This is a genomic window from Streptomyces sp. NPDC101151 (genome assembly GCF_044768335.1).
Classification (GTDB): domain Bacteria; phylum Actinomycetota; class Actinomycetes; order Streptomycetales; family Streptomycetaceae; genus Streptomyces.
In genome coordinates this window covers 107,484-121,972 of record NZ_JBIWPP010000004.1, presented here as the reverse complement: position 1 = coordinate 121,972, position 14,489 = coordinate 107,484, and the positions used below count along the sequence as shown (strand labels likewise).

Genomic DNA, 14,489 nt, shown 5'->3' with positions numbered 1-14,489 from the left:
AACCACAAGTGACTACGAGGGCTCCGTCCGCCGCGAGCGGACCCACAAGCCCTCGCGCGGAGGAGGAAGTCAGCATGGCCATCACCCTGGTGAACCCCACCGGACTGCCGAAGGTCGACGCCTACCGGCAGGTGTCGGTCGCGACGGGGTCGAAACTGGTCTTCATCGCCGGGCAGGTCGCCGGCGATGCCGACGGGGTCACGGTCGGCGAGGGCGACCTCGCCGCCCAGGTCGAGCAGTGCTACCTCAACACCGCCACCGCTCTGGCCGAGGTCGGCGCCTCCTTCGACGACGTGGCGAAACTGACCGTCTACGTCGTCGACTGGACCCCCGACAAGATGCCGCTGCTCATGGACGGGGTGTCCCGGGCGGCCGCGAAACTGGGAGTCACCCCGGTACCGCCGGCCACACTGCTGGGCGTTGCGGCACTCGACGTACCCGACCACCTCGTCGAGATCGAGGCCACGGCGGTCATCGACTGAACCGACAGCGCGTCGCCCGCCCGGAAACCCGCACCTGCCGGACTTCGGCCGGCCGTGCCGATCACCGGGCTGGGGAACTCGACACGGTGGCCGCGCCGAACGGCAGGGTCCGCGGCCGAAGACGGGTACGACGGCCGGTTCGCCCTCCGCCGTGTGCCAGGCGGCTCCCTGCGGAGGGCTGTCGAGGAGGACTTCACCGACGAAGCCGTACGCGGTGGCGTTCGTCCCCGGGAAGCAATGCCCGCGGCTTTGCGGACGGTGCTCCCGGCACCGTCGCAGCCGACGACGAAGGAGGCGTGACGGATCGAGACGCTGCCCTGGCCGACGGACTGGACGGTGACCGACGACTCGTTCCGCGTCGGACAAGGCGGCGCGGTGGCTCGCCGCCCAGGCCTCCCGAAGCCTCCGGCCCCGACCGCCACGGCCGGGCGAATCTCACCACCGGCTCCCTGGCTGCCGGCTGCCGGGGTCGACGCCGAGGACGCCCAAGACCTGGACGAGAGCCCGCCGCCATGCCCCGGAGAGCCCGCCCGAGGGGGTCACGACCCTGGCGGGTTCCAGGACTTGATCCGCAGCTGACGTGACCTCACCGGTGGCACGGCCGGACCAAGTGGGCGGCATGCCGCACCGGCGAAGGCCGATGCGGCGGGTGACCGCCTGCAGCTGCGGCGCTGCCGCACACGGCCCGTCCCCCTCACCACGCAGTACACGGTCTAAGAACCGCTGCCGAGTGCGTCCTGCCAGACCGCGGCCGGCGTCTTGTTCGTCCTCGTGATGCGGCGCAACCGGTCGACCATACGGGCGGAGATCGCCTCGGGGTGCTGGCTGTCGACGGTGCCGAGCCGCACGTTGCTCCCCGTCAGCAGGCTCCGGACGGCTTCCGGGGCGGCCGTCCCGGTGTATTCGACGGTCATCGAACGCGCCGCGTCGGCCATGTCGGTGTCGCGGACGAGCACGAGCTGGGCATCCAGGACGCCCGGGCACTGCCGCGCGGACTCGACGATGTCCGCGATGTTGACATAGTTGCCGAGAAGGCTGAAGCCGTCGTCGGCACGTCCCAAGACCCGAAAGGCGTCGCCGCGTCCGCAGCGGCACTCCGCTGCCTCGATGCGGTCACCGAGGCGATAACGGACGACGGGCACGGTCCATCCGTCGCCGGCCCGGGTCAGCAAGGCACCCGCCTCTTCCAGCTCGAAGATCTCGTCCGCGAGCAGATGGAGCGTCGCCTCGTCGCACTCGGGCCGGTTGGACCCCATCGCCCAGGTCTCGACCGAGCCGTAGATGCCCCACAGCTGGACATCGGGAAAGGCCCGTCGAACCAGCTCCCGCTTGGACTCCGTCCATGCCTCGCCCATCCAGATGATGGTCTTGACCGGTGGCTTCACTCCGGTCTTGAGCACGGTCTCGGCGAAATCGGCGAGAACGGACGGAACACTGGCCAGAGCGCTGACGCCGACCTCGCGGAGCATCGGAAGCCGGAGTTCGAGCTCCTCGGCCGTCATCGGTCCCGAGGGGATCACCGTGGATTCGGTGCGCTCGGCGAGCTTCTGCACGAAATAGTGGGTGCCCCACATGCGGCCGGCGTCATAGAGGTTGAGCACGACGTCGCCGACGCCCACCGGGCGCCAGACGGGCAGGAGTCGGTCGAAGGCCATGTCGTGGGGCAGGTAGGTCAGCTTCGGGGTGCCCGTGGTGCCGCCGCTGGAGACGAGCACGCTGCCGTCACGTCCGGCCGCCGCCCTGGTCATCGCCGTTATCTCGGCAGGACCACAGATCTCCAGGTCGGAAAGCTCTTGCGCCCCCTCGGGGACTGCCTTCCCGCCGGACGAGGCGATCATCCGGGCGTGAGCGAGCAGGATCTCCCGGTCGATGGTTCCGATCATGATTCTCCTGGCAGATCGATGAAGGGACACAGGCGTGCACGAAATACACTGTCTATTCATTCGAATAATTCGCACGCCGTGTGGCACTAGGTCAAATAAACCCTATGCAAGCTGCGGCGGAGCGGTCCAATAATGATTTTTGATCGACCGATAACAATTCCTGCAACTATCCGGCATTGTCGACGCACTGTCTGTGTGTGGAAAATAGCGGGATGAATACTAAGACCGTCGTGCTGGTCGGAGTCCCGTGGAGCGTCCACGAACTGGACGACGCCGTCCGTGACGCGGCCACACTCGGCGCCTCGCTCCTCGTCGTCGACACACCCGAGTCCCTCGCGCAGATCGGCGAACAGACCGCCGTGCAGACCCGGACCGTCAAGGCGCTCGACCCGTTGCTCGTCGCCGACTGCGTGCGCGACGCCGAGCCGGCCACCGTCCTTGCCATCACCGAGTTCTCCATGGAGCTGGCGGCGGCCGTACGCGAGCAACTCGGCATCCCCGGCACGCCGTCCGCCGTCGAGGCCCGCGTCCTGGACAAGGCGGGGACCCGCGAAGTGCTGCGCGAGCACGGGCTCACCCAGGTCGGTTTCCACCGGAGTTCGCTGCTTTCGCCCGAGGACCTGCTCGGCGGCCTGGAGCCGCCGGTGGTGGTCAAGCCGCGATCGTTCAGCGGCAGCCACGGCGTGACCTTCGTCGCCGACCGTTCCGAGCTGGCGCGCGTCTTCGAGCCCTACGACCTGGCCGAGACCAATCGCCCCGACCGTGACGTCCGGGTGGCTCATCTGTCCGGGGACCACCGTACGCACGAGGTCATCGTCGAGGAGTACGTGCCGGGCCCCGAGATCAGCGCCGAGGGTCTCGTCGTCGACGGCCGGCTCACGCTGTTCACCCTGACCGACAAGGTCAACACCGGTATGCCGCACTTCGAGGAAGTCGGCCATGTGGTGCCCAGCAAGTACACCGAGGAGCGGACCGCGCAGGTCGAGGAGTACCTGCAGGCCGTCGTGTCGGCGCTGGGCTTCGTCACCTCGCCGATGCACGCCGAGATCAAGCTGCTCGACGACCGGATCGAGCTTGTCGAGATCCACACCCGCTACCCCGGCGACCGCGTCGTCGAGCTGCTCGAATCGGCGTACGAGATACGTCCGTACGAGGCGTACTTCGACGCGATGCTCAACGGCCGCGCCCCGAGCCGGCCCCGGCCGACCGGCGACCACTACGGCGTGGGCTTCTTCAATGGTCCGACCGACGCTCCCTTCACCTGGCCGTCCTATGCCTTCCCGCACCCCGAGGCCGTCGCCTCGATCGACGTCGACCGCCGCCGGGCCCCGAAGGTCTTCGAGTACGAAGGCCTGCGCATCCGGTACTGGCGAGCAGGCCATGCCCTGTTCGTGTCCGGCGATCACGCTTCCGTCCACGAGAACATCAGCTTCCTCCTCCAGCACACGCCCGGACAGAGCGGTTCCGGAAGCTAGTGCCGCGGCGGGCGACGTTCGCCCCGTCGCGACGCCCGGCACGCTCCCCCAGCGGGGGTACCCCCACTCGCCGCACAGTGCCGAAAGCCCGAGTACGTCCCGTACGAGGGCTTCCGGCCGGCACTCCCCCGGCCTCCGGCCCGGGCCCCAGAGCACGCACCGGACGCCGCTCCTCGACGGGCAAACGCCGCCTGCAGCGGCACCAGCCCGACCACAGGCGAGAGGAGTGCCGCTGACCCGGGACGACAGGACTTGTCCGGAGTCCTGTTCACCGCCGGGAAAGCCGCACTCCTCAGGTCGGTCGCCGTCAGTCGGACGGTACCGGTCGGGCATGCACGGCGGGCTCAGCCGCCTCGCGCGGCAGCGCCAGGCAGGCGACGGCGCCGAGAGCCAGCGCCGCGATCGGCAGGACCGTGGCGGCGCGCATCGCCGCGCCGCTGCCGCCCGTCACCGACTGCAGACCCTGCACCAGCGCCACGACGCCGGCGGTGAAGACCATCGCGCCCAGCTGCCGCATCGTCTCCAGGATCCCGGAGGCCGCACCCGTCATTTCCTGGGGGACGTCGCGCATGGCGACCGTCGTCCTGGGCGCGATCGAGCAGCCGTTGCCCATGCCGATGACCGCCATCGGGGCCAGGAAGGCCGTCCAGTGCACCGATCCCGTCATCAGCAGCGCGGTCCACAGGATGCCGGCACCCTGAACGACCATGCCGGTCAGCAGGATGTACCGGCCCTCGATCCGGTCGGCCAGCCGGCCGGCGACGAGGGCGATCAGCATGGACATCGCCGAGGCCGGCGCCAGGATCAGCCCTGCCCGGAAGGCGCTCAGGCCGAGCACCGACTGGAAGTACAGCGCGGCCACCACCGTGATGGCGAAGGTGGCACCGGTGATCGCGGCGGCGATCCCGAGCGTCACGGTGTAGCTGCGGATCCGTAAGAGGGCGAAGGGCACCAGCGGATCACTGTCCTGGCGATGCCGCTGGCGGACGGTGAAGCCGGTGCCGAACAGCGCGGCTGCCACCAGCAGTGCCCAGACAAGGGGGCCCCAGTGGTGATCCGCGCCGTTGGTCACGGCGTAGGCGAAGCAGGCGAGGGCCACCGAGGCGACACCGACGCCGAGCAGGTCCAAGGAGTGCTGCCGGCCCGTGCGCAGGTCCGGGACGATCGTCAGGCCCGCCACCACGACGAGCACGCCGATCGGCAGGTTGATGAGGAAGATCCACCGCCAGCCGGCCACGTTGATCAGCAGGCCGCCGAGAGACGGGCCGAGCACCGAGGCCACCCCGCCGATCGCGCCCCACACCCCCAGTGCGGTGCCGCGCCGTTCGCGCGGGAAAGAGGCCACGATCAGGGTCAGGCTCTGCGGCATGAGCAGCGCGGCACCGGCACCCTGCAGCACGCGGGCACCCACCAGAATGCCGGGCACCGTCGCGAGCCCGCACAGCAGGCTCGCGACGGTGAAGAGCAGGACGCCCACGACGAATATCTGCCGCGGGCCGTACCGGTCGCCGAGGCGGCCCGCGGTGATCAACAGTACGGTGATGGCGATGATGTAGCTGTTCAACGCCCACAGCACCTGGGGCAGCGTGGCGTGCAACGAGTCGATGATGCTGGGGATCGCGATGGTGACGATCGTGGAGTCCAGCAAGGTCATGAAGTAGCCCAGGGACAACACCACCAGCGTCGCCCAAGGGTTGCCGCGCAGCCGACTCACACGCCCGCCGTCCCGTCCATGAAGTCGCGGAGCACGCGGACGAACCGGTCCGGTTCCTCCAGGAAGGGAGCGTGGCCACTCTCGGAGAACATCTCAAGCCGGGCGTCGGGGAGCGCATCAAGCAGCCACTTGCCGACCTCGGTGGGAAAGATCCGGCTCTTCGCCCCGTGCAGCAGCAACGTCGGCAGCGTCAGCGCACCGATCCGCTCGCGCCAGTCCTGGGTGAGGACCCCGCTCCACAGGGCCAGCAGCGCCAGCCGCGACGTCTTCAGCGATTCGGCCAACAGCGGCTGCAGCGCGCCGGGTTCGGGTTCACTCCCGGACGCGAAACAGTTCTCGATCAGGGCTGTGAGGTACGCGTCCGGGTCGGTCCACTGCTGCTGGGTCGCCTGCAGCGCGCCGACCGCGTCCAGACCACCGAACGCCGCGTGCTCCCAGCCCTCCTCCCGCAGCAGGTGCGGCGACATCTCCACGGAGACCAGCCGGGAGACCCGGTCGGTCCCGTACCGGTCGACATAGTTGTAGGTGACGGTCGCGCCGAGCGACCACCCGACGAGCGTGACATCGTGCAGGTCCAACTGCTCGACGACCTGCGCCAGATCGGCCGCCGCGTCCTCGAGGGTCCAGCCGAGCGGGGGTTCCGGGCTGGCCCCGTGCCCGCGCAGGTCCACGGTGACGACGTCATGGTCCGGGCCCAGGCCGGCCGCCATGTGCGCGAAACAGTGCGAGGTCATTCCCAGACCGGGAACGAACAGCACGGTCGGCCCGGCACCGGGGCGCCGGACATGATGAATCACTTCGAGCATGGTCAAAGCTCCAATCGATACCCCGGATGCGGTGATCAAAATATACGGCCGGCCCACGAAACTACGCTCCGGGCGGTGATCAAACTTTCTTATGTTCGGCCGCCGCGCAATCGCGCATTCCGAAGCGTCGATAAATGAATTTTATAGACGCAGGTCATCGCCGGAAGACCTCGACCAAGATGACAAGAATCGAAAGGCCTGCCCCGAGTGTTATTAACGGGGGATTACTGGAGCCTGGATTTGCCGGGGGGATTCCGGGTGGCCGGCCAGGTGGTGACGGCGAGGATGCCGAGCGGGCGAGTGAGGTGGTGGGCGAGGGCGGCGAGGGCGTCACCCGCCGCGGGCAGCCCCGGCCGGAGATGTCACTCCTACGTAATCTGTCTGCCGGCCGCGCCGTGGCCGGCCGCCACCGCGCTTCCCCGGGCGTCGACGCTCCGAAGACGACGGATCGCGTCAGCAAATAAGCGTCAGCTCAACTCCTTTACGAGGCACGGGAGTTGGGAGTACGGCGCAGTAGAGCCGCGTCGGCGGAGGAGTTTCCGGGCCCTGCTCGCAACCTCAAGGTCCGGGGTCACGTCACACCGGTCGGGACCGGCCGCCGGCACCAACACGCCCTTGCGGCACAAAGATCGAGCGTCCAAGATCACGGAGAACGTCGGCTCTGTCCACTGGCTGCGCAGCCCGCGAGCCCCCTCCGGATCTCCGCACGCATGGCTCTAGGCTCGGTCTCCCCTACCGCAAAGGAGTGAATGTGGCCGTCACGCCCCACCGCCAAGCCCTTGGCATCGAAGCCTTCCGAGGCTTAGAAGTCGTCCTCGAGGCGATGATCACCAACGCATTACCAGGGCGGGTGTCTTGTGGCCTGTGCGGGACGGTGTAGCCGATGCCGGAGAACACCGAGTCGACCACGCGGGAGGCGCTGGCCGATTTCCTGCGCCGGCGACGTGACGCGTTGTCACCGGAGATGGTCGGGCTGCAGACCGGTCAACGGCGCCGGACACCGGGGCTGCGCCGGGACGAGGTGGCGCGCCTGGCGAACATGTCGACGACCTACTACGAACGGCTGGAGCAGAGCCGTGGCCCGCAGCCGTCGGCCGCCATACTCGCCGGGCTGGCCCGCGCGTTGCGGCTGGGCCCGGACGAGCGTGCCTACCTGTACCTGCTGGCCGGTCGCACCGAGCCCACGGTGGCGAAACCGGACGGCGTCGTCGATCCCGAACTGCTGTCGGTCATGCGGGCGGTGGCGGCGACGTCCCCGGCGTTCGTCGTGGACGACCTCGCCACCGTCACGGCACAGAACGAGCTGCACACGACGCTGTTCGGCCTCGTCGCCGGCCTGCCCGGCTGGGAGGGAAACATGTTCTGGTGCTGGTTCTGCTCGGGCCGCTGGCGCCGGCCGGTGCTGAACTCGGCGGAGCACCAGGAGGCCATCGGCCGCAATTACGTCGCGTACCTGCGCGTCATCGTGGCCGAGCGCGGATACGACACGGCCGCGGCCGCACTGGTGGCCGATCTGCGCATGGCGAGCACGGAATTCACGCGGATGTGGGACGAGCACCAGGTCTCCAGGGCCCCCGCTCCGATGGTGAGCGTGCTGGACGACCGGGTCGGCCGCCTGGACTTCGACTACGCGCTGATGATGAGTTCGCGGTCGCGGCAGCGTCTGTTCTCGCTCCACGCGGTTCCGGGCACACCCACCCAACTGCGGTTGACCAGGCTTTCATACGTGCTGGGGGATGCCGTATCCACGCATCGATAGTGCGTGGCTCAGTCCGCCGATCGACCGTAGCGTTTCGAGTGGCACCTGGACGGGGCGGCGGGATCGGAGGGGAACGGTGGAATTTGTTCTCCCGATCGTGCTTGTGCAGGGTTCCGGCCGAGGCAGTTGGTGTTGGAGAACTGGAAGGACAGCACAATAAACCCTGACAGGGCCGGCTGGCTCACTCCGAACAGATCGCCTACAGCAGCCTGGTTCAGATTCTGCCGCATGCAAAGACCCCACTTGACATCGTTGTCCTGTTTCGAGGAGATCGAGAAAGTGGTCGTCATGGAGGCGGGCGAGGCCATCACCCCCGGATTTCTCCCTCGCTGAGGCATTTCGTTTCCAACGGCGTCTTCAGCAGTGCCGGCACCCGCACGGACCGGCATCAGTCCCGCCCAAGCATGCGTGATCGTCCCGATGTCCTGCCCCAATGGGTAGGGCCGGGGGTTCTTCATCATTCGACCAGGATGACAATCTCAGATTGGTTCGAGTAATGTGCGACAATTGTGACCGAATACATCAACGCGCCATCACCGCACCTCCGTTCAGTCCGAGTGAGACGATCGAGAACCGCCACGAAAAGTTGATCGCCTTGCTGGCCACCGGTCATACCGATGCCAGCGCGGCCCGGCAGCTCGGTGTCAGCCGTCGCACCGTGACCTACATGCTCCGTTCCATGATGGACGAGTTGGGCATCAACAACCGCTTCCAGCTCGGCATCGCCGTCGGCGCCCGCAGCCGTAACTGCGCCGCCTGCCCGGCGCCACGCCGACCTGCCATGACGAACGTCGCACATGACCACGGTCGTTACTGAGGGCCCGCTCGATGAGCGTCCCGCCCGTGGATGTGCGCGAACCCGTTCTTCGTGAAGATTAGTTCGAGTATCTCGGGGGATGTTCGAGGCGGTTTGCCGAATGCGAAAGTGAAGACCTATGAGTCCAGAACGAACAATCACGTCTCGCAATCTCGACGTGAATCAGCTGCGAACGCTGAGCACGATAGTGGAAACGGGGAGTTTCCGGCGGGCGGCGGACGCGCTCGCACTGACCCAGCCCGCAGTAAGTTACCACATTCGTCGGCTCGAGGCTGTCCTGCACGGCCCGGTCTTCGTCAGGACCAGGGGCCGGCTCGAACTCAGCGATGCCGGTGAAGAATTGCTTTTCTACGCTCGCAAAATCCTCACCGTAAATGACGAGGCAATGGCCCGGCTGACTGCACCGAGAGAAGGCCTTCGGCTCACCATAGGCGTCTCGGAGCAGTTGGAAGACGTCCTCCAGGATCTGCTCGTCGGCCTCACCCGCGCCCTGCCTCGGGTCACGCTGACCGCGCGGATCGGGGCGAGTGAGCACATTGCCGCGCGGACGGCCGAGCAGGAGACCGACATCGCCGTCATCATCGGCCGTACCCGAGGTGAACGGAGCCGCCCGCTCGGCTCGCTGCAGCTGGCCTGGTACGCACACGACGCCGCGAGCCTGGCCGCCGGCCGTTCCATTCCGATGGTGCTGCCCACCGAGCCGTGCAATACACGCACCCACATCGTCAGCGCCCTCGACGGCCAGGGAGTTCCCTGGCACGTGGCCTACGAAGGCCCCGACCTGGCCGGGCTGCGAGCGGCCACCCGGGCAGGGCTCGGCGTCATCGGCCTGCTCGCCAACAGCGGCGAGAAGTGGAACCTGACGCCCGTCCCCGCAGGCACGTTGCCGTTTCGTCCCGGGCCCGTGCCGGTCTCCTTCGTCCACGCGCCGGGTACGCCGGCCGACGTGGTCGAGGCCGCGTTCTCCGTCGCCCGAGCGGCGCTCCGCCAGTTCCCGTTGGTCGACGAGCCCGGACGGGCCGCCTGAAGCGCAGCCCGACCAGCTCACCGTAACGCTCGAATCATCGGCCGCCGCGGACGTCGCGGCGGCCGTACGGGGTCACCGGGCACTTCGTTGTCTCTGTCCCCGCCCACGTTCGACGGGCGTCATCGGCCGAGATCGAGCAACTGCTCGTAGAAGCCGCCGAACCCCCGGGACCGGTCGACGAGGTGGATCTCCAGAATCCAGTGACAGAGCCGCCCGGCACGGTCGGGGCGGCGCATCGGATCGTCGCTGCCGGTGGTGATGTAGTACTCGATGTCGTCGCCGTTGATGCGCTCGTGCGGGAACTCCCCGACCAGGTGTCCGGCGTGGGTGGCGCCGATCTCCCAGCCCGCCTCGCCCGCCAGCCGTTGGATCTCGGCGAACAGCTGCGCGCCGGTGATGTCCGGACGGTCGCAAAAGTAGCGGCGGCCGGCGTCGAAGACGACCGACAGATCGTCGCGGAGACGATGCTTCACCGGGTCGTCACCGAGCACGTACGTGCGGCCGAAGTCGGCCTCCCACTGTTCGAGGAGCGGCCCGAAGTCGCAGAACACCACGTCGTCCTCGGCGATCAGCCGGTCCGGGGGGTTCACGCGGTACGGGTGCAGGGTGTTCGGGCCAGCGCGCACGATGCGCTTGTGCCAGAAGCGTTCGATGCCGAACATCTCGTGTGCCAAGTCCCGGATCTGATCGCTGAGTTCCCGCTCGCTCTTCCCGGCGGCGATCAGCTGCCGGCGCCCGATCTCCTCGAACAGCTCCTCCGCCTTGTCCTGTGCCTCCAGGAGGAGCGCCGCGCGCTTTTCCTCGTTGTCGTCCATCCCTCACCTTCCCTGCTCGGTCGCGGACACCTCGACGCGGTTGTCGTGGTAGACCGCACCGCCGCCCATGTCCGAGTCCCGCTCGGCCACCGTGGCGTTGACCCCTGCCCGATTCCCTGTGAGCTTCGACCACCAGCCCTTGGCGGTGCGGGCCACCCCCGGCCGCACCGAGTCGCTCACCTGCAGCTGCGCGGTGAAGGCGCCCCGGTCGTTGAAGATTTGGACCTGTTGTCCCTCGACCAGCCCCCGGGCCGCCGCGTCGTCGGGATGCAACTCCACGAAGGGTGCGCCGGCCCGGCGCACCAGTGATTCCTTGTTCGCGAACGTCGTGTTGAGGAAGAAGTGCGAGGCCGACGAGATGAGCACCAGCGGCAGCCGGCGTGCCAGCTCGGGATCCGCGGCCTCCTTGGGAGGCGTGTATCCGGTCAGCGGGTCGTACCCGTCGGCGGCCGCCGCCGCGGACACGAACTCCAGCTTCCCCGACGGCGTGGGAAAGCCGTCCGCGAACGGGACGAAGGGGCTGGGATAGTTGAGCCGGGCGTAGCCCTCCCGGCGTAGCCGGTCCAGGTCGATGCCGTCCAGCGAGGGGTGGCCGCTGGACAGCAGCTCGCGGGCGAGGTCCTCGTCGGAGCCGAAGAGGCTCGGATCCGTCAGGCCGAGCCGCGCCGCGAGCCGGCGGAACGTCTCCGTGGTCGACAGGCACTCGCCGGGCGGGGCGACCGCGGGCTCGTTCCAGGTGATGTACATGTGCCCGTACCCGTCGAGCAGATCGGTGTGCTCGGTCTGCATCGTGGCGGGCAGCACGATGTCGGCGTAGTCCACGGTGTCGGTGCGGAAATGCTCCATGACCACGGTGAACAGGTCTTCGCGCAGCAGGCCCGCGCGCACCTGGCCCTGGCCGCCCACCGCCGTGGCCGGGTTGGCCCCGTAGACGAACAACGCCTTGACCGGCGGATCGTCGACCGTGGTGAGCGCCTCGCCGAGGCGGGTCATCGAGAGGCTTCGTACCGGAGCGGGCAGCAGGTCGTCGCGGAAGAGGGCTTCGCGGTCGCCGCCGAAGTAGCCGTCCGTCGAGTAGGCCAGACCGCCGCCGGGGAGCTTCCAGTCACCCGTCACCCCGGGCAGCGCCGCCAGCGTGCGCAGTGCCATGCCGCCCCCGGCGTGCCGCTGGATCCCCTGCGCCGCCTTCATCCCGGTGGGCCGGGTGACGGCCAGGCGCCGCCCGAGTCGCTCGACCGTCTCCACCGGCAGCCCGCAGATCTCCGCGGTGCGCTCCGGCGTGAACTGCTCGATGCGTGCGCGGAACTCGGGCCAGCCCACGGTGTGCTCGGCCAAGTACGCACGATCCTCGGCCCCGAGCGACAGCACCACGTTGAGCAGCCCGAGGGCGAACGCGGCATCCGTGCCGGGGTTGAGCGGCACATGCTCGTCGGCGAGCCGAGCCGTCTTGGTCAGGACCGGATCGATGGCCACGACGTACGCCCCGGACCGCTGCGCCTGCGACAGCACCTTCCACAGGTGATGGCTCGTGGTGAGCGTGTTGCAGCCCCACAGCAGGATCAGCCGCGAGTGTCGCAGATCCTCCGGGTCGATGCCCCGGCTGGTGCCCAGCGTGTAACCGGTGCCCACCAGGCCCGCGATCGAGCAGATCGTCATGTCGTGGCGGGAGGCGCCCAGGGTGTTCCACAGCCGGCCGCCGGCGCGCCCCTGCAAGCCCTGCAGAAAGCCCAGGTTCCCGGTTCCCTGGTAGGGCCAGATGGCCTCCCCGCCGTACCGGTCGACGACCTCGGTGAGGCGGTCGGCGATCTCGCCGAGCGCCTCGTCCCAGCCGATTCGCTCGAACCGTCCCTCGCCCTTGGGCCCGATCCGGCGCAGGGGATGCATCAGGCGGTCGGGGGCCCGCGTGTGCTCCAGGTACTGGTTCACCTTCACGCACAGGGTTCCGCGGGTGTACGGATGGTCCGGGTTTCCACGCAGCCGCACCGCGACGCCGTCCTCGACCTCGACCTGCCAGGAGCACGCGTCCGGGCAGTCCAGCGGGCAGCCTCCGGGAAGGATCTTCAGGGCACGCCCGGCCGGCGCGGGAGCGAGCGGCGCCGCCTTCGCCGGGTCTCGGGTGTCCCGGTTCACTGTGGCCGCTCCGCGCGCAGGTGCGGCACGAACTCGTCGGCCAGGGTCACCCGGCCGACGCAGGAGCTGGGTCCGGAGAGCAGCACCCGCTCGTCCTTCGTGATCTCCACGGCCACGGTGCCGCCGGGCATGACCACGGTCACCGAGGGATCGGTGAGCCCCAGCCGGTAGGCGGCGCAGGCGGCGGCGCAGGCACCGCTGCCGGAAGCCGGAGCGTATCCGACACCCCGCTCCCAGATCTGGATCCGCACGGTGCGCCGGTCCTCGACGGTGAGCAGCTCGGCGTTGGGCCGCTCCGCGAAGCCGGCGTACCCGACGATCCGCGGGCCGATCCGGGCGGCGAGCTCGGCGGTCGCACCGTCGACCAGCGCGACCACGTGCGGCACGCCGTTGTGGACCGCCGTCGCGTTCACCACGGTGCCCTGCTCGATCTCGAGGGGTACGCCGATCATCTCCGCACCGGCGGCCGGTGCGGGACTGTGGTGGGTCCACGGGCCCAGGTCGATGGTGCCCGCGGCGGTGACCGGGCTGCCGAGCCGCACTCTCACGTCGCCGCCGGGTGTCCGCAGCGTGATGTCGTCGCTGAGCGTGCGGCCGTGCTCGCGCAGGTATCGGGCGAAGATGCGCAGGCCGTTCGCGTTGCGCGCGCACTCGGAACCGTCGGAGTTGAAGACCCGTACATCGAACGTGTCCTGCGGGCCGGCCACCGGATTCGCGGCCGGGAGGGGGCCGTAGAGCACCCCGTCCGCTCCGACGCCCGTGCGCCGGTCGCACAGGACCCGGGTGGCCGTGGCGCCCGGCGCGGGCGCGCCGAGCTCCGGGTCGGCAACGAGGTAGTCGTTGCCGAGGGTGTGGTACTTCAGGAGGGTGGTCATCCGCGGCCCTCACCGATGGCTTCTTCCTCGAAGGCATCGCCGTACCAGCGCTCGCTCCAGCGCGAGAACGACACCACCGTGATGTCGCGGTGGCCCTCCTCCTCGACCGGCACGATGTCGGTCACGTAGTGCCACAGCGCACGGTCGTCGAACGCGATGGCCTGCCCCGCCGGCAGGGTCGCGGTGAAGACGGGCTTTTCCTTGTCGTCCGCGCCGCGCAGGGTCAGTTCGGCGCCGGTGATGCCGACCCGGTTGTAGACGGAGATCACCACGAACTCGTGGCCGTCCTGGTGCACGCCCTCCGGGACGACGACGCCCTGCAGCTCCTTGGTGGCGATGACCCGGTACTGGTGGACGTTGATCTGCCAGACGTCGTCCTCGGGCAACGGGATCTGGGCGCAGGCCTCCCGGATGTGCTCGACCAGGTCGACCTGGATCGGCTGGTAGTGCCGCCGGATGCCGCCCGCGATCGGGTTGAACTTGGAATAGGTGACGTACGGGCGGTGCGGGAGCCGCTCGAAGTCCCAGGCCCCGTCGCGGTGTTCGAGCCGGTACTGGGAGAAGCGGCGCCAGCGGTTGCCGTTGCCGATGTACTCGTCGAAGGCGAGGTCCTCGAAGCTCTTCAGAATGTCCTCACCCGTCTCGGGGAGGTCGAAGACCTGAAAGTGCTGCGCGTTGAGAGTCACGGTCGATGCCTTTCGGGGAG

Annotated in this window: 13 protein-coding genes and 2 pseudogenes; 6 read left to right on the top strand and 9 right to left on the bottom strand. The window is 68.8% G+C overall.

Going from position 1 to position 14,489, the window contains the following annotated elements; genetic code table 11:
- Positions 1–74 precede the first annotated feature (74 nt).
- Entirely contained in the window at positions 75–482 is a 408-nt protein-coding gene (locus ACIRU3_RS08970; RefSeq protein WP_404053506.1) for a RidA family protein, read from the top strand.
- A gap of 224 nt (positions 483–706) precedes the next feature.
- Here the strand turns inward: ACIRU3_RS08970 and ACIRU3_RS08965 are convergent.
- Together ACIRU3_RS08965 and ACIRU3_RS08960 are read right to left on the bottom strand one after the other, a co-directional pair.
- Positions 707–904 (bottom strand): annotated as a pseudogene (locus ACIRU3_RS08965) (FAD-dependent monooxygenase); the annotation flags it as partial.
- Between the two features lie 291 nt (positions 905–1,195).
- Positions 1,196–2,365, bottom strand: coding sequence for an AMP-binding protein (locus ACIRU3_RS08960; RefSeq protein WP_404053504.1), 1,170 nt, complete (start codon positions 2,363–2,365; stop codon positions 1,196–1,198).
- Between the two features lie 212 nt (positions 2,366–2,577).
- On the opposite strand from ACIRU3_RS08960, the gene ACIRU3_RS08955 reads away from it, so the two are divergent.
- Entirely contained in the window at positions 2,578–3,840 is a 1,263-nt protein-coding gene (locus ACIRU3_RS08955; protein ID WP_404053501.1) for an acetyl-CoA carboxylase biotin carboxylase subunit family protein, read from the top strand.
- A 307-nt stretch (positions 3,841–4,147) separates the two neighbouring features.
- Here the strand turns inward: ACIRU3_RS08955 and ACIRU3_RS08950 are convergent, their stop codons facing one another.
- Entirely contained in the window at positions 4,148–5,554 is a 1,407-nt protein-coding gene (locus ACIRU3_RS08950) for a DHA2 family efflux MFS transporter permease subunit (RefSeq protein WP_404053498.1), read from the bottom strand.
- Positions 5,551–6,360: an alpha/beta fold hydrolase gene (locus tag ACIRU3_RS08945; RefSeq protein ID WP_404053495.1), complete on the bottom strand. Its 810-nt coding sequence runs from the start codon at positions 6,358–6,360 to the stop codon at positions 5,551–5,553. Before ACIRU3_RS08945 ends, ACIRU3_RS08950 begins: the two co-directional genes overlap by 4 nt.
- Positions 6,361–7,243: 883 nt before the next feature.
- On the opposite strand from ACIRU3_RS08945, the gene ACIRU3_RS08940 reads away from it, so the two are divergent.
- Positions 7,244–8,119 (top strand): helix-turn-helix transcriptional regulator, encoded by an 876-nt coding sequence (locus tag ACIRU3_RS08940; protein WP_404053492.1) that lies wholly within the window; start codon positions 7,244–7,246, stop codon positions 8,117–8,119.
- Positions 8,120–8,127: 8 nt separating this feature from the next.
- Here the strand turns inward: ACIRU3_RS08940 and ACIRU3_RS08935 are convergent, their stop codons facing one another.
- Positions 8,128–8,580, bottom strand: coding sequence for a hypothetical protein (locus ACIRU3_RS08935; RefSeq protein ID WP_404053489.1), 453 nt, complete (start codon positions 8,578–8,580; stop codon positions 8,128–8,130).
- 125 nt (positions 8,581–8,705) lie between these two features.
- Here ACIRU3_RS08935 and ACIRU3_RS08930 point away from each other — a divergent pair, with 125 nt between their 5' ends.
- The 3 genes and pseudogenes from ACIRU3_RS08930 to ACIRU3_RS08920 all read left to right on the top strand — a co-directional run bounded on the left by ACIRU3_RS08930 (position 8,706) and on the right by ACIRU3_RS08920 (position 9,963).
- Entirely contained in the window at positions 8,706–8,936 is a 231-nt protein-coding gene (locus ACIRU3_RS08930; RefSeq protein ID WP_404053486.1) for a LuxR C-terminal-related transcriptional regulator, read from the top strand.
- 118 nt (positions 8,937–9,054) lie between these two features.
- A pseudogene (locus ACIRU3_RS08925) lies at positions 9,055–9,261 on the top strand (LysR family transcriptional regulator); the annotation flags it as partial.
- Positions 9,262–9,321: 60 nt separating this feature from the next.
- A complete protein-coding gene (locus tag ACIRU3_RS08920; RefSeq protein WP_404054412.1) occupies positions 9,322–9,963 on the top strand; it encodes a LysR substrate-binding domain-containing protein in 642 nt (213 codons plus the stop codon).
- 119 nt (positions 9,964–10,082) lie between these two features.
- On the opposite strand, the gene ACIRU3_RS08915 is transcribed toward ACIRU3_RS08920, so the two are convergent.
- Genes ACIRU3_RS08915 through ACIRU3_RS08900 form a run of 4 tightly spaced genes read right to left on the bottom strand, consistent with a single transcriptional unit; the run spans position 10,083 to position 14,469 of the window.
- On the bottom strand, positions 10,083–10,778 hold the full coding sequence (locus tag ACIRU3_RS08915; RefSeq protein ID WP_404053484.1) for a M24 family metallopeptidase: 696 nt from the start codon (positions 10,776–10,778) through the stop codon (positions 10,083–10,085).
- Positions 10,779–10,781: 3 nt separating this feature from the next.
- Positions 10,782–12,908 (bottom strand): molybdopterin-dependent oxidoreductase, encoded by a 2,127-nt coding sequence (locus tag ACIRU3_RS08910; RefSeq protein ID WP_404053481.1) that lies wholly within the window; start codon positions 12,906–12,908, stop codon positions 10,782–10,784.
- A complete protein-coding gene (gene dapF, locus ACIRU3_RS08905) occupies positions 12,905–13,783 on the bottom strand; it encodes a diaminopimelate epimerase (protein ID WP_404053478.1) in 879 nt (292 codons plus the stop codon). Before dapF ends, ACIRU3_RS08910 begins: the two co-directional genes overlap by 4 nt.
- Positions 13,780–14,469, bottom strand: coding sequence for a 2OG-Fe dioxygenase family protein (locus ACIRU3_RS08900; RefSeq protein WP_404053475.1), 690 nt, complete (start codon positions 14,467–14,469; stop codon positions 13,780–13,782). The genes dapF and ACIRU3_RS08900 overlap by 4 nt, the downstream gene beginning before the upstream one ends.
- Positions 14,470–14,489: the final 20 nt, after the last annotated feature.

Bases quoted from the DNA above. Each gene is read 5' to 3' on its own strand.
- ACIRU3_RS08970 (WP_404053506.1), top strand. From the start codon at position 75: ATGGCCATCACCCTGGTGAACCCCACCGGACTGCCGAAGGTCGACGCC.
- ACIRU3_RS08960 (WP_404053504.1), bottom strand. From the start codon at position 2,365: ATGATCGGAACCATCGACCGGGAGATCCTGCTCGCTCACGCCCGGATG.
- ACIRU3_RS08955 (WP_404053501.1), top strand. From the start codon at position 2,578: ATGAATACTAAGACCGTCGTGCTGGTCGGAGTCCCGTGGAGCGTCCAC.
- ACIRU3_RS08945 (WP_404053495.1), bottom strand. From the start codon at position 6,360: ATGCTCGAAGTGATTCATCATGTCCGGCGCCCCGGTGCCGGGCCGACC.
- ACIRU3_RS08940 (WP_404053492.1), top strand. From the start codon at position 7,244: ATGCCGGAGAACACCGAGTCGACCACGCGGGAGGCGCTGGCCGATTTC.
- ACIRU3_RS08935 (WP_404053489.1), bottom strand. From the start codon at position 8,580: ATGATGAAGAACCCCCGGCCCTACCCATTGGGGCAGGACATCGGGACG.
- ACIRU3_RS08920 (WP_404054412.1), top strand. From the start codon at position 9,322: ATGGCCCGGCTGACTGCACCGAGAGAAGGCCTTCGGCTCACCATAGGC.
- ACIRU3_RS08915 (WP_404053484.1), bottom strand. From the start codon at position 10,778: ATGGACGACAACGAGGAAAAGCGCGCGGCGCTCCTCCTGGAGGCACAG.
- dapF (WP_404053478.1), bottom strand. From the start codon at position 13,783: ATGACCACCCTCCTGAAGTACCACACCCTCGGCAACGACTACCTCGTT.